This window comes from Pseudomonas sp. B3(2017) (assembly GCF_002113595.1).
Classification (GTDB): Bacteria; Pseudomonadota; Gammaproteobacteria; order Pseudomonadales; family Pseudomonadaceae; genus Aquipseudomonas; species Aquipseudomonas ekonensis.
This window is the reverse complement of the sequence record NZ_NEIU01000004.1, coordinates 369,476-392,932: the sequence shown is the minus strand read 5'-3', so window position 1 is coordinate 392,932 and position 23,457 is coordinate 369,476. Positions and strand designations below refer to the sequence as shown.

Genomic DNA, 23,457 nt, shown 5'->3' with positions numbered 1-23,457 from the left:
GGTCGGCCCCTCATTCTTCCACGCGAACTTCACGGAACATGCCCATTTCCATGTGGTACAGGAGATGGCAGTGGTAGGCCCAACGGCCGAGCGCGTCGGCGGTCACCCGGTAGCTGCGGCGGGTGCCGGGGGGCATGTCGATGGTGTGCTTGCGCACCTGGAAGTCGCCGTTCTCGTCCTCCAGGTCGCTCCACAGACCGTGCAGGTGGATGGGGTGAGTCATCATGGTGTCGTTGACCAGCACCAGGCGGATGCGCTCGCCGTACTTCAGGCGCAGGGGCTCGGCGTCGGAGAACTTCACGCCGTTGAACGACCAGACGAACTTCTCCATGTGCCCGGTCAGGTGCAGCTCGATGGTGCGGCCGGGGTCGCGGCCGTCGGGGTCTTCGAAGGCGCTGCGCAGGTCGGCGTAGGTCAGCACCTTGCGTCCGTTGTTGCGCAGGCCCAGGCCCGGGTCGTCGAGTTTCGGGGCGGTGGTCATGGCTTGCATGTCCACCAGCGGGTTGTCCTTTTCGCTGGCGGGGTGGGCCTGCATCGGGCCCATGCCCATGGCCGAATGATCCATGCCGGCCATGTCGTCCATGTTCATGCTGCCGTGGTCCATGCCGCCCATGCCCATGTCGTCCATGGTCACCAGCGGCCGCGGATCCAGCGCCGGCACCGCCGCCGACAGGCCGGCGCGGGCGGCGAGGGTGCCGCGGGCGTAGCCGGTGCGGTCCATGGCCTGGGCGAACAGGGTGTAGGCCTCGGCGGCGGGCTCGACGATGACGTCGTAGGTTTCCGCCACGGCGATGCGCAGCTCATCCACCGTGACCGGTTTGACGTGCAGCCCGTCGGCGGCGACCACGGTCATCTTCAGCCCCGGAATGCGCACGTCGAAGTAAGTCATGGCCGAGCCGTTGATCAGGCGCAGGCGCAGCTTTTCGCCGGGGCGGAACAGGCCGGTCCAGTTGGCGTCGGGCGCCTGGCCGTTCATCAGGAAGGTGTAGGTGGCGCCGCTGACGTCGGCGATGTCGGTGGGGTTCATGTTCATCTGCGCCCACATCGTGCGGTCGGCGACGGTGGCGCCCCAGCCCTTGTCGCTGACGTCGTGGATGAAGTCGGCGACGGTGCGTTTGTGGAAGTTGTAGTAGTCGGACTGCTTCTTCAGGGTCTTCATCAGGCTGTCCGGGTCTTCGTCGGTCCAGTCGCTGAGCATCACCACGAAGTCGCGGTCGTAGCGGAACGGCTCCGGTTCCTTGGCGTCGATGATCAGCGGGCCGTAGACGCCGGACTGTTCCTGGAACCCGGAATGGCTGTGATACCAGTAGGTGCCGTTCTGCCGCAGCTTGAACCGGTAGACGTACACGCCGCCGGGCTCGATGCCGTGAAAGCTCAGCCCCGGCACACCGTCCATGTCGGCCGGCAGCAGGATGCCGTGCCAGTGGATCGAGGTGCTGTCCTTGAGCCGGTTGCGCACGCGCAGCGTCACGGTGTCGCCCTCGCGCCAGCGCAGCAGCGGGCCGGGCAGGCCGCCGTTGATGGTCATGGCGGTGCGGGGAGAACCGGTGAAATTGACCGGGGTCTCGCCGATGAACAAATCGAATTCGCTGCCGCTCAAGGCGTTGGGCAGGCCCGCGTCGCCCTGGGCCCAGACCGGCGTGCGCCACAGCCCGAGGCCGCCGAGCAGCCCGCCGGCGGCCAGTCCCTTTACGAAAGTGCGTCTGGAGGTGTTGGAATGCATGCGCGGAAATCCCCGTCGAGCCGTCTGGTTCGGCAATGACGGGGAGGCTAGCGGCCGGCAGCTTTCAGTTGGCTGAGGGGCGGATTACAGTTTTGACAGCTTCACCGGTTGAGCGCGTCCGCCAGCGCACGGGCCTGTTGCGCCGCCACCGAACGCGAGGCGCGGTCGACGTCTTCGCCCAGGATCGTCTTCTCGACGGTCAATCCGTGCACGTCAGTGACACCGATGAAGTTCAGCCAGGCTTCCACGTAGGGCTTCTGAAAGTCGAAGGTGTCGGCGGGCGTGAGCGAACCGGCGGAGAAGTCCATGCCGCGCGCATAGGCCACCACGGCGGTCTTGCCCTCCAGCAAACCCTGCAAGCCGCGCTCGGGGTCGAAGCTGAAGAGGATGTCCTTCTGCGACACCAGATCGATGAAATGCTTGAGCTTGTACGGGATGCTGAAATTCCACAGCGGCACCGACAGCACCAGCACGTCGGCGCGGTGCAGTTGGGCGGCGAGCGCCTTCAGACCGTCCCAGGCGGTTTGCTGCGCCGGCGTCAGGGGCGTGCCGTTGAGGCCGGCGTACTTGGCGTTCATCGCCTCTTCGTCGAACTCCGGCAGCGGCAGGCTCCACAGGTCCAGGGTTTCGACTTCCGTCTGCGGCCGGTGCTGCTGGAAGCGGTGGATGAAGTGGCGGGCGGTTTCCAGCGATGCGGAACGTTGTTTGCGGGGCGAGCATTCGATGTGCAGAAGGGTGGTCACGGTAGGCCTCGAAATCCGGGTGGGAGAACTCGAGCCATTGCAACATAGCTGGATTGAAACTATAAATCGCGAATATTCAGTCGATTGATCACAAAGCAAACTATGTTCGATGCCTTGCTGTTGAAGACCTTCGTCACCGTGGTCGATGAGGACGGCTTCAGCCGTGCCGCCGAAAAACTGCATTTGACCCAGTCCGCCGTCAGCGGCCATTTGCGCCGCCTGGAAGAGCAGCTCGGCAAGCCGTTGCTGGTCCGTACCACCCGTTCCCAGCGCCTGACGGCGGACGGCGAACGCCTGATCGCCTATGCGCGCACGATTCTGGCGTTGAACCGCGATGCCTGGGCGCAGCTCACGCGCACGCCGTTCCGGGGGCGGGTGCGGATCGGTGTTTCGGAGGATTTCGTCGAGCCCCGGCTGCTGCGTGCGTTGCAGGACTGCGCCGCGCAGCATCCGGGCATGGTGATCGATATGCAGGTGAACATTCCCGGCACGCTGCTGGGCCAGATGAAGCGAGGCGAGTTGGAGTTGGTGATCGGTTCGCTGTGCGAGTCCCGCGAGCCGGGTTTGCTGCTGTGGCAGGAGCCGTTGGTGTGGGCCTGGTCGGCGCAGGCGGTCGTTGAGTTGCCGACGCCGTTGCCGCTGGCGCTGTTTCCCGAACCTTGCCCGTACCGCGAAGCGGCGTTGACCCGCCTGGCCCAGGCCGGCATCGCCCAGCGCACCGCCATGCTCTGCACCAGCACCGCCGGGCTGCGCGCCGCCGCGTTGGCTGGATTTGCCGTGGCGCCCATGGCCGCCAGCCAGTTGGGGCCGGGGCTGGAGGCGCTGGATGCCAGGTTAGGGTTGCCGCCGCTGCCGGATGCGGAGTTTCGCCTGTACACCGCGGATCATGCCGACCCGCAGATGATCGAGGCGGTTTCCCGGGTGATCGTCGAACACTGTTCGTCGCGGCGGCGTTGAGGTTTCCTACAGCCCCAGCCCTTCCTGAACCACCAGCAGCAGGTTGTTTTCCGTCAGGGCGATGGCGTCCAATTGCTGTCCGGTTTCAAGGGTCTGCAGCCACCAATGGCTTTCGCCGTGCTCATCGACGGTGCGCAGCAGCGAGGTCTCCTTGCCCGGCAGGTTGATCTGCACGCGGCCGGCGCCGTCTTCGGTGAACCGCGCAATCGGGTCGAACGTCAAGCTGTGCTGGTTGGCGTCGATCACCAGTTGGTCGATGGCGTAGTCGTGGGTTTCGCCGTCGGGCGAGGTTTCGCAGACATGGGTGGGGTTGCGCCGGATCTTCAGGCCGACTTCCGCCACCGGTTGCAGCCAGCCTTCGATGCGGTGGTAAAGGGCATAGACTTGCGCGGGCCAGCAGTCGATCTCCAGTTCGGCGCAGGTGATTTCGTCTGCATGGGTGTGCCGGGTCTGTTTGAGTTTCGCGGCCAGTTCGTCTGCTTTACTCATGTCGGTTCCCTGTGGTGATGTCAGCTCAATCGTAGTCCTTTCAAAGTAATGCACGTTTTGCCCTGCGTCATGCGCTTGCAACACAAGCGTGCCCCAATCGACTCCTGGCCCGAACCGGGTCAGCTCACCAAAACCACGGACGCAGACGTCCCAAGGAGCGGGAACATGAAAAAGCTTTTTACAATTCTGGCGCTGATCGCGCTGACGGCCGGTGGCCTGCAGACGGCTTCGGCGCGCCAGAGCCATGCCAGCAAGCAGGCGGCCACGGAGTCGGTGGCGGGGGTGTTCGACTACTACCTGCTGACGCTGTCGTGGTCGCCGACCTTCTGCCTGACCCACAAGGACGATGCGCAATGCTCCGGCAAGGGCTACGGCTTCGTCCTGCATGGCTTGTGGCCGCAGTACGCCGGGGGTGGCTGGCCGGAGTCATGCCCGCCGGTGACGACACTGTCGGCGGCGGAAACCGCCAAGGGCATGACCCTGTTCCCGACGCCCAAGCTGCTCAACCACGAATGGGCCAAGCACGGCACCTGCAGCGGCCTCGGCGCGATGGGCTATCTGGATGCGGCGGACAAGGCTGTGGCCGCGGTGAAGATTCCTGAAGAGCTGCAGCCGTTCAGCAAGTCGTATTACTTCGAGGCGCAGGAGATCGCCGACCTGTTCCGCAAGAGCAACCCGGGCATCCCGGCGAACGGCATCGCCGTGATCTGCAGCGGCCCGGAGCTGTCGGAAGTACGGGTGTGCATGGGCAAGGACCTGCAGTTCGGCGCCTGCGGCAAGGGCGTGAAGACCCAGTGCCGCTCCGGTGACATCCGCGTGCCGCCGTCGCGCTGATCCGGGCGCCAGACAGACCGCCATCGCCAGCAGGCTGGCTCCTACAGAGAATTTGGGTGAATGCCGAATCTGCGGCCACCGCAACGCCGTGTGGGAGCCAGCCTGCTGGCGATGGCGGAGTGTCAGGCAGCAGAGATGTCGGCAGTGTCGGCCTCATCGCGGGCAAGCTCGCTCCCACAGTGGTTTTCGGTGATCCACGATACCTGTGGGAGCTGCGGTGCGACGACTCGACTTGCCAGCGATGGCGTCAGCCCATCCAGCCTAGATGCGTCAGACATTCCACCACCGCCGGCAGGCCGGTTCCTACAGTTCCCTTCGCATCACCGCTCAAGAAAAATAAATCGACGCGCAACGGTTATCCAAAACCGTTATGTGCCGATATCCATCGGGCCGGGATTGTGCCGGTAGCACCCGGTTGCCCCTTACAATCGGGTGGACTACGCTCACGGAAACCAAGGGTTTCGGGCCCGCGCCCTTGCAGTACCTGCCCAGGACACGTTTTTGCCAATCCCAATCCACGACCCGCACCAGCCGCCCGGCGGCACGTTGAAACGCCTGCCGCTGCGCAAAGCGGCGGTGCTGTTCATCGTCGCGGTGTGCCTGTGCCTGTTCGGCCTGCTGTACCTGCAACTGGAACAGTCGCGTCGCCAGGACCTGGCGATCGCGCAGATGGCCTCGGCCAACCTGACGCGGGCGATGGCCCAGCAGGCCGAAGACACCTTCCAGGCGGCGGACCTGGTGCTGACCAGCCTGGTGGACTGGATCCAGGATGACGGCTACGGCGCGGCCCAGCGGCCGAGGCTGCAGAAGACCCTCGCCCGGCGGGTGCAGCAACTGGAGCAACTGCACGGGCTGTTTCTGTTCGACCGCCAGGGGCAGTGGGTCATCACCTCGTTCCCTGACTTGCCCCGGGGCAATGGCGTGGCGGACCGCGAGTACTTCAAGTTTCACCAGCAGAACGAGTCGACGGTGGCGCACATCGGCCCGGCGATCCGCAGCCGGGAGAACGGCGAGTGGATCATCCCGATCTCCAAGCGGGTGAACGACCGGCTCGGCAACTTCCAGGGCGTGCTGCTGGCCGGGATCAAGATGTCGTACTTCGACCGCTTTTTCAAAAGCTTCAGCCTCGACGACAACGGCACCATGTTCCTCGGCCTGACCGACGGCACCTTGCTCGCCCGCCGGCCGTTCGATGACGCCTTGATCGGCACGTCGCTGGCCCAGGGCGAAATCTATCAGCGGCTGTTGCCCAACGCGCCGGCGGGCACCGCGATGATCGATTCGGTGATCGACGGCGTGACGCGGCTCTACGGCTATCGGCAGTTGCAGGCCTTTCCGCTGGTGGTCGCGGCGTCGTCCTCGCGGGACACGATCCTGGAGGGCTGGCACGCCCGGGCCTTTCAGTCCAGCGTGATCGTCGCGCTGGTGATACTCGGCGTCGGCCTGTTCGGCTGGGTGTTCATCCATCAGGTGCGCGACGGCGAGCGGATCGAGAAGAACCTGCGCAAGGCACAGCGTGCGCTGGAGCAGATCGCCACCCATGACAGCCTGACCGGGCTGGCCAACCGGCGCCTGTTCGAGCAATCGTTGGCGGTGGAGTTCGCCCGGGGCGCGCGGCAGTCGAGCCCGGTCAGCCTGATCATGCTCGATATCGACTTCTTCAAGCGCTACAACGATGCCTATGGCCATGTGGCGGGCGATCATTGCCTGGCGCAGGTCGCCCAGGCGGTGAAGGGCTGCTGCCAGCGCAAATCTGATCTGGCGGTGCGCTACGGCGGCGAGGAATTCGCGGTGCTGTTGCCGGACACCGACATCAACGGGGCGTTGGCGATTGCCGGACAGATCCGGCGCGCCGTCATGGACCGGAACATTTCCCACAGCGGTTCGCCCACCGGCTACCTGACGGTGAGCCTGGGCTGCTACGCCTTCATCCCCAATGGCCGGGACAGCATCGAAACGTTCATCCAGCGCGCCGATGCCGCTCTCTACCAGGCCAAGAACGCCGGGCGCAACCGTGCGGCGGTGTTCTCCTACGACGGCGGCATCGGCGAGCTGATGCGCTCGGATCGCTGATCGCGTGCAGGGGCCGGTTCAGTCGCCGACGGCGTAGCCGGCCAGTCTTTTTTCCAGGTTCAGGCGCACCTGCGGCCATTCGTCGTCGATGATGCTGAAGCGAACCGAGTTGCGCTTTCGGCCGTCGGGCATGATCCGCTCGTGGCGCACGATGCCTTCTTGCTGTGCGCCGAGGCGCAGAATGGCGTTGCGCGACTTTTGGTTGGTCTCGTCGGTGGTGAACTGCACCCGCACGCAGCCGAGCACGTCGAAGGCGTGGCGCAGCATCAGGTATTTGGCTTCGGTGTTGACGAAGGTCTTCTGCCAGGTTGCGGCGATCCAGCTGCTGCCGATCTCCAGCTTGCGGTTGAGCGGGTCGATCTTCCAGAAGCGGGTCGAGCCGATCACCTGGCCGGTGGCCTTGAGCACGATCGCAAAGGGCATCACGGTGCCGGCGTCGCGCCCGTCCAGGGCCTTCTTCAGGTAGCCGTCGACGGTGAGCGCCGAAGGCACCACGGTGACGGTCAGGTTCCACAGTTCGCCGTCGGCGGCGGCCTGGAGCAGGGCGTCGGCGTCGGCGTATTGGAGAGGGCGCAGGACGATGCCCCGGCCTTCCAGGGTGGTTTGCATGGCGGGTGGCTCTCGGCGGTTCGGGCGGGCGACCATTACGCCGCACCGGGCGGGCCTCATGCAAGCGGGGAGGTGGATCGGACCCTGAAAGAGCGCCCGAAGCGATTGGCGAAATCAATTGTCGATCCCAGGTCGGGATCCCGTATACATGTCGGCCATCGGCGGAATGATCCGCGGCCCCATGCATAAGGACCCAGCAATGACCGAGCCACGCCTGAGCGATTCGACCCTGTATCTGCGGCGCCTGGGCTTCGAGGCGCCCCCGGCGCCGACCCTCGAGACCCTGCGCCAGTTGCAGTTGCGCCATACCGGCGCCTTTCCCTTCGAGAACCTGTCGACGATCGCCGGCCGACCGGTGCCGATCGACCTGGCGTCGGTGGAGCGCAAGGTTCTGCATGAAGGGCGCGGCGGCTACTGCTATGAACTCAACAACCTGTTCCTGGCCTTGCTGCTGGAGCTGGGCTTCGACGCCCGCGGCATCAGCGGCCGGGTGGTGATGAACCAACCCGAGGGCAGTTGGACGGCGCGGACCCACCGCCTGAGCCTGGTGACCCTCGACGGTGTGCGCTACATCACGGACGTCGGCTTCGGCGGCATGGTGCCCACCGCGCCGTTGGCGCTCGACACCGAAGCGCAGCAGCGCACGCCCCACGAACCCTACCGCATCGAGGTGCAGGCCGACGGCTACATGCTGCAAGCCAATGTCGCCGGCGAGTGGCGGTCGATGTACCTGTTCGACCTGCAGCGCCAGGAAGACATCGATTACACCCTCGGCAACTGGTACGTCTCGACCCACCCCGACTCGCCGTTCGCCCAGCGGCTGATGGTTGCGCGCACCGGGGACGGCTGGCGGCGCACGTTGAACAACGGCAGCTTCGCCATCCACCGCATCGGTGCCGAAAGCGAGCGCCGCGAGGTGACGGACGTCGATGAGTTGATCGGGCTGCTGGAGCGCGAGTTTGGCCTGCGGGTGCCCATGCACGAGCAACTGCGCCCGGCGCTCGAAAGGCTGATCCGGCCGTCGTGAGCCCTAGGGCTTGGCGTCCGGCTCCAGCACCCGGCGGATCTCGCCTGCGGCCGCCGCCAGTTTCTTTTCCAGGGCCTTGAGGTCGGCGGCACTGATGCCTGGCTTCAGGCGCCCGCCGTCACCGGCCTGGGCGGATGTGCTGCTGCCGTCGAGCAAGCTGTGGCGCAGGGTGTTGTTGATCACCGTCTGGTAGCCGTAGCCCTCGCGCTCGGCCACCGTGCGGGCGGCGTCGATGACGGCGTCGTCGAGCATGATGGTGATGCGCGTCTTGCCTTTGGAGGCGGCGACGGATCCCCGTTTGGCCTCGCTGAAGTCGTATTCGTCTTTCATGGTTCAAGTCTCCCAAAAGTACTGGCGCCGCTCGCTCGGCGTTGCGGTGCGCGCAGAAATGATTCGAACGACATTCGGTTCCCGGTAGCTGTACGCGACCGCCAGCAGCCGGCCCGTGCCATCGAGGCCGAGGGTGATCCAGCGCGGTTCGTCATGGTCGTTGTCTTCCAGCGTCAGTGCGCGTTCGTCGTGAAACACCGGTTCCGTCTCGGCAAGGCTGATGCCCTTGTGCTTGAGTTTGTTGGCGGCGTTCTTGGCTTTGTCGTATTGAATCTCGAATGAACTCATTATGCATACTTTATATGTATATAGAAGTGAACGGCGCTACCGCCGGTCGCCATGAACACTTCAGCCTAGAGTGATAACGAGAGGAGCCCGGCGCGGATGTATTGCCGGATTTGTGGGGGGTGAAAGCACCGGGCCACAAGGTCGGGTGGCTGCCGAACCATTTTGTGACCGGCAAGTTGTATACAAGTCTATGGACATTTGTCACGACTCTTGAATACAGTGTGCGCACAACAAAAACCAGGGAATCCCCCCACCATGAAAACGCCCCATGTCTCACACCCACGGCCCGAGGACGAAAATCTCGGGGTCGGCGCGAATATGGCTTACGGCCTGCAACATGTTTTGACCATGTATGGCGGTATCGTCGCGGTGCCTCTGATCATCGGCCAGGCGGCCGGGCTCTCGCCGGCGGACATCGGTTTGTTGATTGCTGCGTCGTTGTTTGCGGGGGGATTGGCCACGTTGCTGCAAACCCTGGGGCTGCCGTTCTTCGGCTGCCAGTTGCCGTTGGTGCAGGGCGTGTCGTTCTCCGGCGTCGCGACCATGGTGGCAATCGTCAGCAGCGGCGGGGAGGGCGGCTTTCAGTCGGTGCTCGGCGCCGTGATCGCGGCGTCGCTGATCGGCTTGCTGATCACCCCGGTGTTCTCACGCATCACCAAGTTCTTTCCGCCACTGGTCACCGGCATCGTCATCACCACCATCGGCCTGACGCTGATGCCGGTGGCGGCGCGCTGGGCGATGGGCGGCAACAGCCATGCGGAGAACTTCGGCAGCATGGAGAACATCGGCCTGGCGGCGGTGACGCTGGTGCTGGTGCTGCTGTTGAGCAAGATCGGCAGTGCGACCATTTCGCGCCTGTCGATCCTGCTGGCGATGGTGATCGGCACGGTGCTGGCGGTGTTCCTCGGCATGGCGGACTTTTCCGGCGTCAGCCAAGGGCCGATGTTCGGCTTCCCGACGCCGTTCCATTTCGGCATGCCGACGTTCCATTTCGCCGCGATCCTGTCGATGTGCATCGTGGTCATGGTGACGCTGGTGGAGACCTCGGCGGACATTCTGGCGGTCGGTGAGATCATCGACACCAAGGTCGACTCCAAGCGCCTGGGCAACGGCCTGCGGGCGGACATGCTGTCGAGCGTGCTCGCGCCGATCTTCGGCTCCTTCACCCAGAGCGCGTTCGCCCAGAACGTCGGGCTGGTGGCGGTCACCGGCATCAAGAGCCGCTACGTGGTGGCCACCGGCGGCCTGTTCCTGGTGATCCTGGGCCTGCTGCCGTTCATGGGCCGGGTGATCGCAGCGGTGCCGACCTCGGTGCTGGGCGGCGCCGGCATCGTGCTGTTCGGCACCGTGGCGGCCAGCGGCATCCGTACCTTGTCCAAGGTCGATTACCGCAACAACGTCAACCTGATCATCGTCGCCACCTCGATCGGCTTCGGCATGATCCCGATCGCTGCGCCGAACTTCTACGATCACTTCCCGAGCTGGTTCGCGACCATTTTCCATTCCGGCATCAGTTCCTCGGCGATCATGGCGATCGTGCTGAACCTGACCTTCAACCACTTCACGGTCGGCAACTCGGATCAGCAGTCGGTGTTCGCGGCGGCGGCCGAGCGGGTGCTGCGCTATCAGGACCTGGCGGCGCTGCGTGAAGGGGACTACTTCAGCGACGGCAAGCTGCATGACTGCGACGGCAATGAAGTGCCGGTGGTCGAAGCGGATCATGACCATGGGCACGGTGCCCCGAAGGCGCACAGCAAAAGCGGTGAGCACGTCTGACCGGCGCCTGAAATGAACAACGCCGCGCTGTCGAAAGGACGGCGCGGCGTTTTGCTTGGCGGAGCTTTTCCGTCGGCCACAAAAAAGCCCCTGAACCTTTCGATTCAGGGGCTTTGCTATTTGGCTCCACAACCTGGACTCGAACCAGGGACCCAGTGATTAACAGTCACTTGCTCTACCAACTGAGCTATTGCGGAATTGGTGCGTATCTTACTGATTTAATTGGACTAGTCAAGCATCCGCATGAAACTTTTTGGCCAGGGCGCATCAGCCGCCGAAGGTCAGGGTGCCCATCAGCAGTTTGGCGTACAGCGCCGTGGCCCCCAACTGCACCAGCCACAGGGCCAGGCCGCCGAGAAACACCCCGGCCGCCACTTGCAGCACCAGGCTGCGCTCGCGCTTGCCGGAAGCACGTGGAGGATAGTAGTCGAGCTCGTCGCGGTCGGCGCGCAGGTCGTCGTTTTTCATGTCGGTTCTCGCTGGGATTCAAGAAATGCGCAGGGCTCCGAGGGAGCGGGCGATATGTGCAGTCTAGAGGGTGTGGAGGATTATTCCGCGCCAACAAAAAACGGGAAGCCCGAAGGCTTCCCGTTCTTCAGCGCAAGGCCGGATCAGATGACCTGGACAATGGCGTCCGTCACGACCTTGATGTTGTTCTGGTTCAGCGCGGCCACGCAGATGCGGCCGGTGTCCAGGGCGTAGATGCCGAACTCGTTGCGCAGGCGGTGAACCTGTTCGACGCTCAGGCCCGAGTAGGAGAACATGCCGCGCTGGCGGCCGACGAAGCTGAAGTCGTGCTGCGGCGCCTTCTGCGCCAGCAGGTCGACCATCTGGTCGCGCATGCCGCGGATGCGCAGACGCATTTCCGCCAGTTCGGCTTCCCACTGGGCGCGCAGTTCCGGGCTGTTCAGCACGGCGGCCACGATGCTTGCGCCGTGGGTCGGCGGGTTGGAGTAGTTGGTGCGGATCACGCGCTTGACCTGCGACAGCACGCGCGCGCTTTCTTCCTTGGACTCGCTGACGATCGACAGGGCGCCAACGCGCTCGCCGTACAGCGAGAACGACTTGGAGAACGAGCTCGACACGAAGAAGGTCAGGCCGGACTCGGCGAACAGACGCACCGCGGCGGCGTCTTCGGCGATGCCGTCGCCGAAGCCCTGGTAGGCCATGTCGAGGAACGGAATGTGGCCCTTGGCGCGGACGGCTTCCAGGACGTTCTTCCAGTCTTGCGGGTTCAGGTCAACGCCGGTCGGGTTGTGGCAGCAGGCGTGCAGCACAATGATCGAGCCGTTCGGCAGGGCGTTGAGGTCTTCGAGCATGCCGGCACGGTTCACGTCGTGGGTGGCGGCGTCGTAGTAACGGTAGTTCTGCACCGGGAAGCCGGCGGTCTCGAACAGCGCGCGGTGGTTTTCCCAGCTCGGGTCGCTGATCGCCACGACGGCGTTCGGCAGCAGTTGCTTGAGGAAGTCGGCGCCGATCTTCAGGGCGCCGGTGCCGCCGACGGCCTGGGTGGTGACCACACGGCCGGCCGCCAGCAGCGGCGAGTCGTTGCCGAACAGCAGTTTTTGCACGGCCTGGTCGTAGGCGGCGATGCCGTCGATCGGCAGGTAGCCACGGGAAGCGTGCTGAGCGGCGCGAATGGTTTCGGCTTCGATGACGGCGCGCAGGAGTGGAATTCGCCCCTCTTCGTTGCAGTAGACACCTACACCCAGGTTGACCTTGTCGGTGCGGGTATCGGCGTTGAATGCTTCGTTGAGGCCCAGGATTGGATCGCGGGGTGCCATTTCGACAGCGGAGAACAGGCTCATTATTACGGCGGCTCTGAATGGAGTATGGAGGGACGTGTCACGCTCCAGCCGAATGCACTAGAGCGGTGCACAAACGGGGAGCTAGTATAGAGGCCATCGGCGACCCGTGGCGACAGGCGAATCGGCATTTCGCTTAAGTTTTTCCGATTATTTCTCGACCGGCAGTCGAACGGTCGTGGCCGGGTCTGCGCGGGATGTAGGACGTTTGCCTTGAAACGTGAAGAATTAGCCTTCACATTGGGTACATTCTCCGTTTTTCCTTGAACGACACCGGTCGTTGACGGTCTTCCCCGTGAGGCTCCGGTTTGCCCGGAACGCCGCGCTGCCAGAGGTGTGTATGTCCGAATTCCAGCTTGTCACCCGTTTCGCGCCGGCCGGCGACCAGCCGGAGGCCATCCGCCAGATGGTCGAAGGCATCGAAGCCGGGCTCGCGCACCAGACGCTGCTCGGTGTGACCGGTTCGGGCAAGACGTTCAGCATCGCCAACGTGATCGCCCAGGTGCAGCGCCCGACGCTGGTGCTGGCGCCGAACAAGACCCTGGCCGCGCAGCTGTACGGCGAGTTCAAGTCGTTCTTCCCGAACAACGCCGTGGAATACTTCGTTTCCTACTACGACTACTACCAGCCCGAAGCCTATGTGCCGTCGTCCGACACCTTCATCGAGAAGGACGCCTCGATCAACGACCACATCGAGCAGATGCGCCTGTCCGCCACCAAGGCGCTGCTGGAGCGCAAGGACGCGATCATCGTCACCACGGTGTCTTGCATCTACGGCCTGGGCAGCCCGGAAACCTACCTGAAGATGGTGCTGCACGTGGACCGCGGCGACAAGCTCGACCAGCGCGCGCTGGTGCGGCGCCTGGCGGACCTGCAGTACACCCGCAACGACATGGACTTCGCCCGGGCGACCTTCCGGGTGCGCGGCGACGTGATCGACATCTACCCGGCGGAATCGGACCTTGAGGCGATCCGCATCGAGCTGTTCGACGACGAGGTGGAGAGCATCAGCGCGTTCGACCCGCTGACCGGCGAAGTCATCCGCAAGCTGCCGCGCTTCACGTTCTATCCCAAGAGCCACTATGTGACGCCGCGCGAGACCCTGCTCGATGCCGTCGAGGGCATCAAGGTCGAGCTGCAGGAGCGTCTGGAATACCTGCGCAACAGCAACAAACTGGTCGAGGCCCAGCGCCTGGAGCAGCGCACCCGCTTCGACCTGGAAATGATCCTGGAGCTGGGCTACTGCAACGGCATCGAAAACTACTCGCGCTACCTGTCCGGCCGGCCCGCCGGGGCGCCGCCGCCGACCCTCTACGATTACCTGCCGGCCGACGCCTTGCTGGTGATCGACGAATCCCACGTCAGCGTGCCGCAGGTCGGGGCGATGTATAAGGGCGACCGCTCGCGCAAGGAAACCCTGGTGGAGTACGGCTTCCGCCTGCCGTCGGCGCTGGACAACAGGCCGATGCGTTTCGACGAGTGGGAAGGGGTGAGCCCGCAGACGATCTTCGTCTCCGCGACACCCGGCAACTACGAGGCCGAGCACGCCGGACGGGTGATCGAGCAGGTGGTGCGGCCCACCGGCCTGGTGGATCCGCAGGTCGAGGTGCGGCCGGCGCTGACCCAGGTCGACGACCTGCTCTCGGAAATCACCAAACGGGTGGCACTGGAGGAGCGCGTGCTGGTCACCACCCTGACCAAGCGCATGGCCGAGGACCTCACCGATTACCTGGCCGACCACGGCATCCGCGTGCGCTACCTGCACTCGGACATCGACACCGTGGAGCGGGTCGAGATCATCCGCGACCTGCGCCTGGGCACGTTCGATGTGCTGGTGGGGATCAACCTGCTGCGTGAAGGGCTGGACATGCCGGAAGTGTCGCTGGTGGCGATTCTCGATGCCGACAAGGAAGGTTTCCTGCGCTCCGAGCGCTCGCTGATCCAGACCATCGGCCGGGCGGCGCGCAACCTCAACGGCCGGGCGATCCTGTACGCGGATCAGATCACCGGTTCGATGGAGCGCGCCATCGGCGAGACAGAACGGCGCCGCGACAAGCAGATCGCGTTCAACGCGGCCAACGGCATCGTGCCCAAAGGCGTCGTCAAGGACATCACCGACATCATGGAAGGCGCCAACGTGCCCGGCTCGCGCAGCAAGAAGCGCAAGGGCATGGCCAAGGCCGCCGAGGAAAACGCCAAGTACGAGGCCGAACTGCGCTCGCCGAGCGAGATCACCAAGCGCATCCGTGCGCTGGAAGAGAAGATGTACCAGTTGGCCCGGGACCTGGAGTTCGAAGCGGCGGCGCAGATGCGCGACGAAATCGCCAAACTGCGCGAGCGCTTGCTGAACGTCTGAGCCCGCAGCGGCACGGCATGCATCGGTCCATTGTGGGAACTGGCTTGCCGGCGATGAGGCCGGCACTGCTGGCATCTCTGTTGCCTGACCCACCGCCATCGCCAGCAGGCTGGCTCCCACAGGTTCCAAGTCGTTCTCAGATGCGGGGTTGAACCCAAACCGTGTAGGAGCTTGCCTGCAAGCGATGAGGCCGGCACTGCCGATATCGCTGTTGCCTGATCCACCGCCATTGCCAGCAGGCTGGCTCCCACAGGGAAGGATGTTGGCTAGTGCGCCTCTCCGGCCTTCAGCCCCGCCGGCAGTTTCTTGGTCAGCAGGATCGCCAGCATGCTGATCCCCAACGCAATCCCGACAAAATGGAACGCATCGTTGTAGGCCATGATCAAGGCCTGTTGGTGGGCGATCTCATTCAGTTTGCCCAGCGCCGCCGTATCGCTGCCGAACCGGTCGGCCATCGACGCCAGCCGCTCGGCCACCTGCGGATTGGTGGGCACGATGGATTCGCGCAGGTAATCGAAATAGGTCTTGGTGCGCGCATCGAGCAGGGTGGCGAGCAGGGCGATGCCGATGGCGCCGCCGAGGTTGCGCAGGATGTTGAACAGGCTCGACGCCGACCCCGCATCCTGCGGCAGGATGTAGGCCGTGGCGATCAGCGAGATGGTGACCATGATCAACGGCTGGCCGAGGGCGCGGATGATCTGGATCTGGTTGAACTGCGGCCCGGCGAAATCCGGGTTGAGCACGCCGGACGAAAAGCTCGCGAACCCGAACAGGCCGAAGCCGAGGGTGCACAGCCATTTCGGCGAGACGAACTTCATCAGTTTCGGCACCAGCGGAATCAGGAACAGCTGCGGCACGCCCATCCACATGATCACATTGCCGATCTGCAGGGCGTTGTAGTTCTGGATCTGCGCCAGGTACAGCGGCAGCAGGTAGATCGAGCCGTACAGCCCGACGCCCATGCCGAGGCTGGAAATGCTAGACAGGCCAAAGTTGCGGTTGCGCAGGATGCCCAGGTTGATCAGAGGATGGGGCTTGGAGACCTGCACGATCACGAAGGTGATCAGGCTCAGCAGGGCGATGCTGCCGAGGGTGACGATCAGGCTCGATTCCAGCCAGTCCTTGCGGTGGCCTTCCTCCAGGAACACCTGCAGGCAGCCGAGGCCGACGCCGAGGGTGAGGATGCCGGCGTAGTCGGTGCTTTTGAGCAGCTCCCAATGCGCTTCCTTCTTCTCCAGCCCGTACATCAGCCCGGCGATCATGATCAGCCCCGGCGGGATGTTGATGTAGAAGATGTACTCCCACCCCCAGTTCTCCGTGAGCCAGCCGCCCAGGCTCGGCCCGATGGACGGGGCGAACGTGGCCGTCATGGCGAACATCGCCATGCCCTTGGCGCGGTGGTGCTCGGGGAGCTTGATCAGGGTCAGGGTGAACGCCAGCGGGATCAGCGCGCCGCCGGTGAAGCCCTGCATGGCCCGGAACACGATCATGCTCTCCAGGCTCCAGGCCATCGAGCACAGCAGCGACGACACCAGAAAGCCCAGCGACACCCACACCGCCAGCCGCCGCGCCGAGAGCAGCTGCACCAGCCAGGCGGTCAGCGGAATCATGATGATTTCCGCCACCAGATAGGAGGTGGAGATCCACGAGCCTTCCTCCAGGGTCGCCGACAGCGCGCCCTGGATGTCCTTGAGCGAAGAGTTGGTGATCTGGATGTCGAGCACGGCCATGAACGCACCCAGCATCACGCTCATCACCGCGATCCAGTCTCGCCGGGTCGGTTCCCCGACCGGGCGGATCAGCGGGTCACCGGCCATTGTCCGGGGCGTCTTTGATGTTCACGGTGGCGGTGACCGACATGCCCGGACGGATCTTGCCGCGCAGCGGATTGTCGGCCTTGAACGTCAGCTTGACCGGAATCCGCTGCACGACCTTGGTGAAGTTGCCGGTGGCGTTGTCCGGCGGCAACAGGCTGAACTGCGCGCCGGAGGCGGCGAACAGGCTGTCGACCCGCGCCTCGATGGGCGTGTCGCTGTAGGCGTCGAACGTCAGCTCGGCCTTCTGGCCCGGCTGCATGCGGCCGATCTGGGTTTCCTTGAAGTTGGCCTGCACCCAGATGTCCTCGTCCGGCACGATCGACAGCAGGTAGGCGCCGGCCTGGACGACCTGGCCGTTGCGTGCGGCGCGCTGGCCGATCAGCCCGCTGATCGGGGCGTGGATTTCGCTGCGGGTGAGGTTCAGCTGGGCCTGGGCCAGGTCGGCCCGGGCGTTGGCGATCTGGGCGTCGAGGCGCTTGACCTCCGCCGTCAGCGCGTTGACCTGCTGGCGCTGGCTCTGGGCATCAGCCTGGGCCTTGGCCACTTGCGAGCGGGCGATGTGGGCGTCGGCGGAGAGGGTGGTCACCCGTTCCTCGGAAATGAAGCCTGGCTTGCGCAGGGCCTGGGCGCGGTTCAGGTCGATCTGCGAGCGGCCCAGGGTGGCTTCAGTGGTGGCGACCTGCGCTTCGCTGGCGGCGATCAGGCTGGATTGCTGGGTCAGCTTGCTCTGGGCCTGCTGGCGTTCGGCTTCGCGGGTGGCGAGGGCGGCATTGGCGCGGTCCACCGCCAGGCGGAAATCGTCGCCTTCGAGGCGCACCAGCAGTTGGCCCTTTTCCACGTGCTGGTTGTCCTGCACCAGGACTTCGTCGACACGCGCGCTCAACTGACTGGAGATGCGCGTGATTTCGCCCTGCACGTAGGCGTTGTCGGTGCTCTCGTAGAAGCGCCCCTTGAAGAACCAGTGGGCGAATAGTCCGCCGGCGATCAGCAGGACCAGCAGCAGGAACAGGGACAGGCGACGCTTGAGTTGGGCAGGCATGGGGCAAACTGTAGTCGAGGAATTGTAAGGAAAATTATCAGGGGTCGAATCTGGCAGATAGCCGACAAGCGGTAAATGCCATCGGCTGATAGGCGGTCATTCAGGCGGGGCAAAAGGCGTTATAGGCGCAACCTTGGCTTAAATGCCCTGCCTGCTGGAGCGGGGCGGGTGTCGCCTGTTACCATTCGCCGCTTGATTGTTCTTTGCTTTTCATTCTTTTCGAGACATGCCATGACCACCGTCCGCACTCGCATCGCGCCATCGCCTACCGGGGATCCCCACGTCGGCACTGCCTACATCGCACTGTTCAACTACTGCTTCGCCAAGCAGCACGGCGGTGAGTTCATCCTGCGGATCGAAGACACCGACCAGTTGCGTTCGACCCGCGAGTCCGAACAGCAGATCTTCGACGCCCTGCGCTGGCTCGGCATCGACTGGAGCGAAGGCCCGGACGTCGGCGGCCCGCACGGCCCGTACCGGCAGAGCGAGCGCGGCGACATCTATAAGCAGTACTGCCAGCAACTGGTCGACATGGGCCACGCGTTCCCGTGCTTCTGCACCGCCGAGGAGCTGGACCAGATGCGCGCCGAGCAGATGGCCCGCGGCGAAACCCCGCGCTACGACGGCCGTGCGCTGCTGCTGTCCAAGGAAGAGGTCGCGCGTCGCCTGGCCGCCGGCGAGCCTCACGTGATCCGCATGAAGGTGCCGACCGAAGGCGTCTGCGTGGTGCCGGACATGCTGCGCGGCGATGTCGAGATCCCGTGGGACCGCATGGACATGCAAGTGCTGATGAAGACCGACGGCCTGCCGACGTACTTCCTGGCCAACGTGGTCGACGATCACCTGATGGGCATCACCCACGTGCTGCGCGGCGAAGAGTGGTTGCCGTCGGCGCCGAAACTGATCCTGCTGTACGAATACTTCGGTTGGGAAAAGCCGACCCTGTGCTACATGCCGCTGCTGCGCAACCCGGACAAGAGCAAGCTGTCCAAGCGCAAGAACCCGACCTCGGTGACCTTCTACGAGCGCATGGGCTTCATGCCTGAGGCGATGCTCAACTACTTGGGCCGCATGGGCTGGTCGATGCCGGACGAGCGCGAGAAGTTCTCGCTGCAGGAGATGGTCGACAACTTCGACCTGTCGCGCGTATCGCTGGGCGGGCCGATCTTCGACATCGAGAAGCTGTCGTGGCTCAACGGCCAATGGCTGCGCGACCTGCCGGTGGAAGAGTTCGCCGCGCGCATCCAGAAATGGGCATTCAATGCCGACTACATGATGAAGATCGCGCCGCACGTCCAGGGCCGCGTCGAAACCTTCAGCCAGGTCGCACCGCTGGCCGGGTTCTTCTTTGCCGGCGGCGTGAGCCCGGATGCCAAGCTGTTCGAATCCAAGAAGCTGTCGGGCGACCAGGTCCGGCAACTGATGCAACTGATCCTGTGGAAGCTGGAAAGCCTGCGTCAGTGGGAGAAGGACACCATCACCGCGACGATCCAGGCGGTGGTCGAATCCCTTGAGCTGAAGCTGCGTGACGCGATGCCGCTGATGTTCGCGGCGATCACCGGCCAGGCCAGTTCGGTGTCGGTGCTCGATGCGATGGAAATCCTCGGGCCGGACCTGACCCGCTTCCGGTTGCGCCAAGCCATTGATTTGCTGGGCGGTGTCTCGAAGAAAGAAAACAAAGAGTGGGAAAAACTGCTGGGCGCCATCGCTTAATCGCGGTTGGCGTTCGGTGGAGCCGCCGGGGGTTGCGATCTTTTGATCCTGCCCTGCGGCGGTTTCCCCCCGTATTTTCGGGGGGAGGGCGGTAAGTGATTGTTATGCCGACAAAAAATTTTAAAATTTTTGAAAAATAAGTTTGACAGGCTTCCGATACGCCCTTAAGATTCGCCCCGTCCTCAACGACGAAGCAACAACGAAGCGACATTGAGGGGCTATAGCTCAGCTGGGAGAGCGCTTGCATGGCATGCAAGAGGTCGACGGTTCGATCCCGTCTAGCTCCACCAAATTTACACTTCAAGGTCTGGCCAATTGGGCCTTGAAGCGATCAACACTCAGCGTTGATCAGATGTACAGAAGGGTTTGCGTCCCCTTCGTCTAGTGGCCTAGGACACCGCCCTTTCACGGCGGTAACAGGGGTTCGAGTCCCCTAGGGGACGCCAGTTTCACAGAAGCGATGTCGCAAGATGCCGCTCCGCCGCGAGGCGAAAAATCTGGGGCTATAGCTCAGCTGGGAGAGCGCTTGCATGGCATGCAAGAGGTCGACGGTTCGATCCCGTCTAGCTCCACCAATTTACACTTCAAGGTCTGGCCACTCCGGCCTTGAAGCGATCAGCACTCAGCACTGATCAGTTGTAGAAGGGTTTGCGTCCCCTTCGTCTAGTGGCCTAGGACACCGCCCTTTCACGGCGGTAACAGGGGTTCGAGTCCCCTAGGGGACGCCACGATTACCCGCCTTGCGGGATTTTTAAGGGTCATTCAATCATTGAATGGCCCTTTTGTTTGTCTGGCGTTTGGCCATTTCTCCTTTTTCCTTACACTGTGCTTCAGACCAGCGGTCATATCTGTGACTTGCAGAATATTATTATGAGAATAATATTCTAATCGTAATATTCGGAGGCGACGATGAACGACAAGAAAGCTCAAACCCGCGAACGCATCCTCAAGGCTGCCAGCGCCGCACTGATCCAGCGCGGCCCGGCGGAACCGAGCGTGGGTGAAGTGATGGGCGCGGCCGGCCTGACCGTCGGTGGCTTCTACGCCCACTTCGAAAGCAAGGACGCCATGATGCTCGAAGCGTTCAAGCAACTCCTGGGGCGGCGCCGTGACCTGATCGACGACATGGACGCCGAGTTGACCGGCGAAGAACGCCGCGCCCTGGTCGCCGCCTTCTATCTGTCGCGCAAGCACCGCGATTCCAGCGAGGCAGCGTGCCCGATCCCGGCCTCCATCGGCGAGTTGGGACGGTTGCCGGAGGCTTTCCGGATCGCACTGAACGAACACATGGAGTTGATGGTGGCGCAGTTGGCCTCAAGCCCAGAAGACACCGACAAGGCCTTGGCCGACATGGCCCTGATGGTCGGCGGCCTCGCGCTGGCGAGGGCCTTGGGGCCGGGGGACTTATCCGATCGATTGCTGCGCGCCGCCAAGTCGGCGGTGCGTTGACCTGAAGGCGACAGGCCTGAGGAGAGAGCGATGAACGCGTTGAAGTGGGTTCGCGGCGTTAACGGCACCTTGGGCTGGTTCGCACCGAAACTGGTGGCGAACAAAATGCGTCTGGCGTTCATGACGCCACGGGAACATCCGCCGCGGGACTGGGAATTGCCGCTGCTGGCGAAGTCCGAACGGATCACGCTGCGCTTCGGCCTGTCGGCCTTGCGCTGGGGCCAAGGTCCGACCGTGCTGCTGATGCACGGTTGGGAAGGGCGGCCGACTCAGTTCGCGTCATTGATCAACGCGCTGGTCGATGCCGGCTACACGGTGGTCGCGCTGGACGGCCCGGCCCACGGCCGTTCGCCGGGACGTGAAGCCAACGTCGTGCTGTTCGCCCGGGCCATGCTCGAAGCCGCCGCCGAACTGCCGCCGCTGCAGGCCGTCATCGGCCACTCGATGGGCGGCGCCAGCGCCATGCTCGCGGTGCAGTTGGGCCTGCGCACCGAGACGCTGGTGAGCATCGCCGCCCCGGCGCGGATCCTGGGGGTGCTGCGCGGCTTCGCCCGTTACGTCGGCATGCCGCCCAGGGCCCGCTCGGCGTTCATCCGTCAGGTCGAGCGGGACGTCGGCATGCGCGCCGCCACCCTCGATGTCGCCCACTATCAACTGGACATGCCGGGCCTGATCGTCCATGCCGAGGACGACACGTTTGTCCCGGTCAAGGAATCGCAGATGATCCACGAAGCCTGGTTCGACAGCCGCCTGTTGCGCCTTACGGACGGCGGCCATCAGCGCGTGCTGGCCGACCCCCGGGTGATTGATGGGGTGCTATCACTGCTGGCCGGGCGCAGCCTTCAGGCGCGGCAATCGGCCTAGGCATCCGTTACACTGCCCCGGTCGAACACATCTGACCGGGAGAGGGGCATGGGCTGGGATCGGGCAACGCCGTTTACGATTGATCTGCAAGTGGGCGCCGAGGACATCGACGGGCTGGGGCACGCAAACAACGCGGTGTACGTGACCTGGCTCGAACGTTGCGCCTGGCGCCACTCGCAGCGGCTGGGGCTGGATCTGGTCGAGTACCGGCGCCTGGACCGGGCGATGGCGGTGGTGCGGCATGAGATCGACTACCTGGCCGCCGCCTACGAAGGCGACGAACTGCAATTGGCGACCTGGATCGTCGATTGGGACCAGCGCCTGAGGATGACCCGGCAGTTCCAGTTGATCCGCCCCAGCGATAACACCACGCTGCTGCGGGCCCGCACCACGTTCGCCTGCATCGAACTTTCCACCGGTCGGCCCAAGCGCATGCCGGCGGAGTTCATCGAAGGCTACGGCCCGGCGATCCAGGCGTCGGAAAGCCTGCAAAGCTGATGCTTTGCGGGAGCGAGCGTGCTCCCGCACCTGCAGAACCCTTCGATAATCCAGTAAACTGCCGCACGTTTTTCCTTGAGTGTGTTTTTCCATGCAAATTGCCCTGGCGCCGATGGAAGGGTTGGTCGACGACATCCTGCGCGATGTGTTGACCCGTGTCGGCGGTATCGACTGGTGCGTGACCGAGTTCATCCGGGTCAACGACCAACTGCTCACACCGGCCTATTTCCACAAGTTCGGCCCTGAACTGCTCAACGGCGCGCGCACCGCGGCCGGTGTGCCGCTGCGCGTCCAACTGCTGGGTTCCGACCCGGTGTGCCTGGCGGAAAACGCCGCGCTGGCCTGTGAGCTGGGCTCGGAGGTGATCGACCTCAACTTCGGCTGCCCGGCCAAGACCGTCAACAAGTCCCGGGGCGGGGCGGTGCTGCTCAAGGAGCCGGAACTGCTCAACCAGATCGTCGAGCATGTCCGCCGCGCGGTGCCGGCGCACATTCCGGTCACCGCCAAGATGCGCCTGGGCTTCGACAGCCCGGACGGTTCGCTGGTGTGCGCCACGGCGCTGGCCGAAGGCGGCGCCGAACACATCGTCGTCCACGCCCGCACCAAGACCGACGGCTACAAGCCGCCGGCCCACTGGGAATGGATCCCCCGCGTGCAGGACGTGGTCAAGGTGCCGGTGTTCGCCAACGGCGACATCTGGAGCGTCGAGGACTGGCGCCGTTGCCGCGAAATCAGCGGCGTGGAAGACATCATGCTCGGCCGCGGCCTGGTCTCGCGCCCGGACCTGGCCAAGCAGATCGCCGCCGCCCGGGCCGGTGAAGAAGTGGTCGAGATGACCTGGGCCGAGCTGATGCCGCTGATCCAGGACTTCTGGCTGCAGGCCAAGGCGCAGATGACGCCCCGCCAGTCGCCGGGCCGGCTCAAGCAGTGGCTGGCCATGCTCACGCGCAATTACCCCGAGGCGGTGGAGCTGTTTTCCGTCCTGCGCCGCGAGACCGACGTGGATCAGGTCTCGCGCCTGCTGGGTGTGCCGGTGGCCGAGGCGGCCTGAAAAAATCTTCGCAAGT

At 64.2% G+C, this 23,457-nt stretch carries 21 protein-coding genes and 5 tRNA genes; 15 read left to right on the top strand and 11 right to left on the bottom strand.

The window, feature by feature from the left end:
- Positions 1 to 10: 10 nt before the first annotated feature.
- Together CAG33_RS08765 and CAG33_RS08760 are read right to left on the bottom strand one after the other, a co-directional pair.
- On the bottom strand, positions 11 to 1,723 hold the full coding sequence (locus CAG33_RS08765) for a copper resistance system multicopper oxidase (RefSeq protein ID WP_085637801.1): 1,713 nt from the start codon (positions 1,721 to 1,723) through the stop codon (positions 11 to 13).
- Between the two features lie 101 nt (positions 1,724 to 1,824).
- The gene (locus CAG33_RS08760; protein WP_085584350.1) at positions 1,825 to 2,466 is read right to left on the bottom strand and encodes an FMN-dependent NADH-azoreductase; all 642 of its coding nucleotides are present in this window, start codon (positions 2,464 to 2,466) and stop codon (positions 1,825 to 1,827) included.
- A gap of 102 nt (positions 2,467 to 2,568) precedes the next feature.
- Between CAG33_RS08760 and CAG33_RS08755 the strand changes: the two genes are divergently transcribed.
- Positions 2,569 to 3,423, top strand: a complete 855-nt coding sequence (locus CAG33_RS08755; RefSeq protein WP_085584348.1) for a LysR family transcriptional regulator — start codon at positions 2,569 to 2,571, stop codon at positions 3,421 to 3,423.
- Between the two features lie 6 nt (positions 3,424 to 3,429).
- Here the strand turns inward: CAG33_RS08755 and CAG33_RS08750 are convergent, their stop codons facing one another.
- The gene (locus CAG33_RS08750) at positions 3,430 to 3,912 is read right to left on the bottom strand and encodes a hypothetical protein (RefSeq protein WP_085584346.1); all 483 of its coding nucleotides are present in this window, start codon (positions 3,910 to 3,912) and stop codon (positions 3,430 to 3,432) included.
- Positions 3,913 to 4,077: 165 nt separating this feature from the next.
- On the opposite strand from CAG33_RS08750, the gene CAG33_RS08745 reads away from it, so the two are divergent.
- Together CAG33_RS08745 and CAG33_RS08740 are read left to right on the top strand one after the other, a co-directional pair.
- A complete protein-coding gene (locus tag CAG33_RS08745) occupies positions 4,078 to 4,746 on the top strand; it encodes a ribonuclease T2 (RefSeq protein ID WP_085584344.1) in 669 nt (222 codons plus the stop codon).
- 501 nt (positions 4,747 to 5,247) lie between these two features.
- A complete protein-coding gene (locus CAG33_RS08740) occupies positions 5,248 to 6,819 on the top strand; it encodes a sensor domain-containing diguanylate cyclase (protein ID WP_085584342.1) in 1,572 nt (523 codons plus the stop codon).
- Between the two features lie 18 nt (positions 6,820 to 6,837).
- On the opposite strand, the gene CAG33_RS08735 is transcribed toward CAG33_RS08740, so the two are convergent.
- On the bottom strand, positions 6,838 to 7,428 hold the full coding sequence (locus CAG33_RS08735; protein ID WP_085584340.1) for a GNAT family N-acetyltransferase: 591 nt from the start codon (positions 7,426 to 7,428) through the stop codon (positions 6,838 to 6,840).
- A gap of 199 nt (positions 7,429 to 7,627) precedes the next feature.
- Between CAG33_RS08735 and CAG33_RS08730 the strand changes: the two genes are divergently transcribed.
- Entirely contained in the window at positions 7,628 to 8,455 is an 828-nt protein-coding gene (locus CAG33_RS08730) for an arylamine N-acetyltransferase (RefSeq protein WP_085637798.1), read from the top strand.
- 3 nt (positions 8,456 to 8,458) lie between these two features.
- On the opposite strand, the gene CAG33_RS08725 is transcribed toward CAG33_RS08730, so the two are convergent.
- Together CAG33_RS08725 and CAG33_RS08720 are read right to left on the bottom strand one after the other, a co-directional pair.
- Positions 8,459 to 8,785, bottom strand: coding sequence for a BrnA antitoxin family protein (locus tag CAG33_RS08725; protein ID WP_085630676.1), 327 nt, complete (start codon positions 8,783 to 8,785; stop codon positions 8,459 to 8,461).
- A 3-nt stretch (positions 8,786 to 8,788) separates the two neighbouring features.
- Positions 8,789 to 9,073, bottom strand: a complete 285-nt coding sequence (locus tag CAG33_RS08720) for a BrnT family toxin (RefSeq protein ID WP_085637795.1) — start codon at positions 9,071 to 9,073, stop codon at positions 8,789 to 8,791.
- 255 nt (positions 9,074 to 9,328) lie between these two features.
- On the opposite strand from CAG33_RS08720, the gene CAG33_RS08715 reads away from it, so the two are divergent.
- Positions 9,329 to 10,849, top strand: a complete 1,521-nt coding sequence (locus CAG33_RS08715; protein WP_085584331.1) for a nucleobase:cation symporter-2 family protein — start codon at positions 9,329 to 9,331, stop codon at positions 10,847 to 10,849.
- A gap of 121 nt (positions 10,850 to 10,970) precedes the next feature.
- Here CAG33_RS08715 and CAG33_RS08710 read toward each other — a convergent pair.
- The 3 genes from CAG33_RS08710 to CAG33_RS08700 all read right to left on the bottom strand — a co-directional run bounded on the left by CAG33_RS08710 (position 10,971) and on the right by CAG33_RS08700 (position 12,657).
- Positions 10,971 to 11,046, bottom strand: a tRNA-Asn gene (locus CAG33_RS08710).
- Positions 11,047 to 11,116: 70 nt separating this feature from the next.
- Complete coding sequence (locus CAG33_RS08705) at positions 11,117 to 11,317, bottom strand: hypothetical protein (RefSeq protein ID WP_085584329.1); 201 nt, start codon at positions 11,315 to 11,317, stop codon at positions 11,117 to 11,119.
- A gap of 143 nt (positions 11,318 to 11,460) precedes the next feature.
- Positions 11,461 to 12,657, bottom strand: a complete 1,197-nt coding sequence (locus tag CAG33_RS08700; RefSeq protein WP_085584327.1) for an amino acid aminotransferase — start codon at positions 12,655 to 12,657, stop codon at positions 11,461 to 11,463.
- 337 nt (positions 12,658 to 12,994) lie between these two features.
- Here CAG33_RS08700 and uvrB point away from each other — a divergent pair, with 337 nt between their 5' ends.
- Positions 12,995 to 15,010, top strand: a complete 2,016-nt coding sequence (uvrB, locus tag CAG33_RS08695) for an excinuclease ABC subunit UvrB (RefSeq protein WP_085584325.1) — start codon at positions 12,995 to 12,997, stop codon at positions 15,008 to 15,010.
- Between the two features lie 266 nt (positions 15,011 to 15,276).
- Here the strand turns inward: uvrB and CAG33_RS08690 are convergent, their stop codons facing one another.
- Complete coding sequence (locus tag CAG33_RS08690; RefSeq protein ID WP_170929998.1) at positions 15,277 to 16,767, bottom strand: MDR family MFS transporter; 1,491 nt, start codon at positions 16,765 to 16,767, stop codon at positions 15,277 to 15,279.
- A gap of 49 nt (positions 16,768 to 16,816) precedes the next feature.
- A complete protein-coding gene (locus CAG33_RS08685; RefSeq protein ID WP_085584321.1) occupies positions 16,817 to 17,866 on the bottom strand; it encodes an HlyD family secretion protein in 1,050 nt (349 codons plus the stop codon).
- Between the two features lie 231 nt (positions 17,867 to 18,097).
- Between CAG33_RS08685 and gltX the strand changes: the two genes are divergently transcribed.
- The 9 genes from gltX (at position 18,098) to CAG33_RS08640 (ending at position 23,441) form a co-directional block, all read left to right on the top strand.
- Positions 18,098 to 19,579, top strand: a complete 1,482-nt coding sequence (gltX, locus tag CAG33_RS08680) for a glutamate--tRNA ligase (protein ID WP_085584319.1) — start codon at positions 18,098 to 18,100, stop codon at positions 19,577 to 19,579.
- A gap of 214 nt (positions 19,580 to 19,793) precedes the next feature.
- Positions 19,794 to 19,869: transfer RNA gene (locus CAG33_RS08675), tRNA-Ala, on the top strand.
- 80 nt (positions 19,870 to 19,949) lie between these two features.
- Positions 19,950 to 20,025 (top strand) — tRNA-Glu (locus CAG33_RS08670).
- 53 nt (positions 20,026 to 20,078) lie between these two features.
- Positions 20,079 to 20,154: transfer RNA gene (locus CAG33_RS08665), tRNA-Ala, on the top strand.
- Between the two features lie 77 nt (positions 20,155 to 20,231).
- Positions 20,232 to 20,307: transfer RNA gene (locus tag CAG33_RS08660), tRNA-Glu, on the top strand.
- Between the two features lie 181 nt (positions 20,308 to 20,488).
- On the top strand, positions 20,489 to 21,028 hold the full coding sequence (locus tag CAG33_RS08655) for a TetR/AcrR family transcriptional regulator (RefSeq protein WP_085579529.1): 540 nt from the start codon (positions 20,489 to 20,491) through the stop codon (positions 21,026 to 21,028).
- A 30-nt stretch (positions 21,029 to 21,058) separates the two neighbouring features.
- Positions 21,059 to 21,892, top strand: a complete 834-nt coding sequence (locus tag CAG33_RS08650) for an alpha/beta fold hydrolase (RefSeq protein WP_085579531.1) — start codon at positions 21,059 to 21,061, stop codon at positions 21,890 to 21,892.
- Positions 21,893 to 21,940: 48 nt separating this feature from the next.
- A complete protein-coding gene (locus CAG33_RS08645; protein WP_085579533.1) occupies positions 21,941 to 22,390 on the top strand; it encodes a thioesterase family protein in 450 nt (149 codons plus the stop codon).
- A gap of 91 nt (positions 22,391 to 22,481) precedes the next feature.
- A complete protein-coding gene (locus CAG33_RS08640; protein WP_085637792.1) occupies positions 22,482 to 23,441 on the top strand; it encodes a tRNA-dihydrouridine synthase in 960 nt (319 codons plus the stop codon).
- The last annotated feature ends 16 nt before the right edge of the window (positions 23,442 to 23,457 follow it).

Bases quoted from the DNA above. Each gene is read 5' to 3' on its own strand.
- CAG33_RS08700 (WP_085584327.1), bottom strand. From the start codon at position 12,657: ATGAGCCTGTTCTCCGCTGTCGAAATGGCACCCCGCGATCCAATCCTG.
- CAG33_RS08705 (WP_085584329.1), bottom strand. From the start codon at position 11,317: ATGAAAAACGACGACCTGCGCGCCGACCGCGACGAGCTCGACTACTAT.
- CAG33_RS08765 (WP_085637801.1), bottom strand. From the start codon at position 1,723: ATGCATTCCAACACCTCCAGACGCACTTTCGTAAAGGGACTGGCCGCC.
- CAG33_RS08745 (WP_085584344.1), top strand. From the start codon at position 4,078: ATGAAAAAGCTTTTTACAATTCTGGCGCTGATCGCGCTGACGGCCGGT.
- CAG33_RS08685 (WP_085584321.1), bottom strand. From the start codon at position 17,866: ATGCCTGCCCAACTCAAGCGTCGCCTGTCCCTGTTCCTGCTGCTGGTC.
- CAG33_RS08640 (WP_085637792.1), top strand. From the start codon at position 22,482: ATGCAAATTGCCCTGGCGCCGATGGAAGGGTTGGTCGACGACATCCTG.
- CAG33_RS08735 (WP_085584340.1), bottom strand. From the start codon at position 7,428: ATGCAAACCACCCTGGAAGGCCGGGGCATCGTCCTGCGCCCTCTCCAA.
- CAG33_RS08645 (WP_085579533.1), top strand. From the start codon at position 21,941: ATGGGCTGGGATCGGGCAACGCCGTTTACGATTGATCTGCAAGTGGGC.
- CAG33_RS08725 (WP_085630676.1), bottom strand. From the start codon at position 8,785: ATGAAAGACGAATACGACTTCAGCGAGGCCAAACGGGGATCCGTCGCC.
- CAG33_RS08655 (WP_085579529.1), top strand. From the start codon at position 20,489: ATGAACGACAAGAAAGCTCAAACCCGCGAACGCATCCTCAAGGCTGCC.
- CAG33_RS08715 (WP_085584331.1), top strand. From the start codon at position 9,329: ATGAAAACGCCCCATGTCTCACACCCACGGCCCGAGGACGAAAATCTC.
- CAG33_RS08755 (WP_085584348.1), top strand. From the start codon at position 2,569: ATGTTCGATGCCTTGCTGTTGAAGACCTTCGTCACCGTGGTCGATGAG.
- CAG33_RS08730 (WP_085637798.1), top strand. From the start codon at position 7,628: ATGACCGAGCCACGCCTGAGCGATTCGACCCTGTATCTGCGGCGCCTG.
- uvrB (WP_085584325.1), top strand. From the start codon at position 12,995: ATGTCCGAATTCCAGCTTGTCACCCGTTTCGCGCCGGCCGGCGACCAG.
- CAG33_RS08650 (WP_085579531.1), top strand. From the start codon at position 21,059: ATGAACGCGTTGAAGTGGGTTCGCGGCGTTAACGGCACCTTGGGCTGG.
- CAG33_RS08750 (WP_085584346.1), bottom strand. From the start codon at position 3,912: ATGAGTAAAGCAGACGAACTGGCCGCGAAACTCAAACAGACCCGGCAC.
- gltX (WP_085584319.1), top strand. From the start codon at position 18,098: ATGACCACCGTCCGCACTCGCATCGCGCCATCGCCTACCGGGGATCCC.
- CAG33_RS08720 (WP_085637795.1), bottom strand. From the start codon at position 9,073: ATGAGTTCATTCGAGATTCAATACGACAAAGCCAAGAACGCCGCCAAC.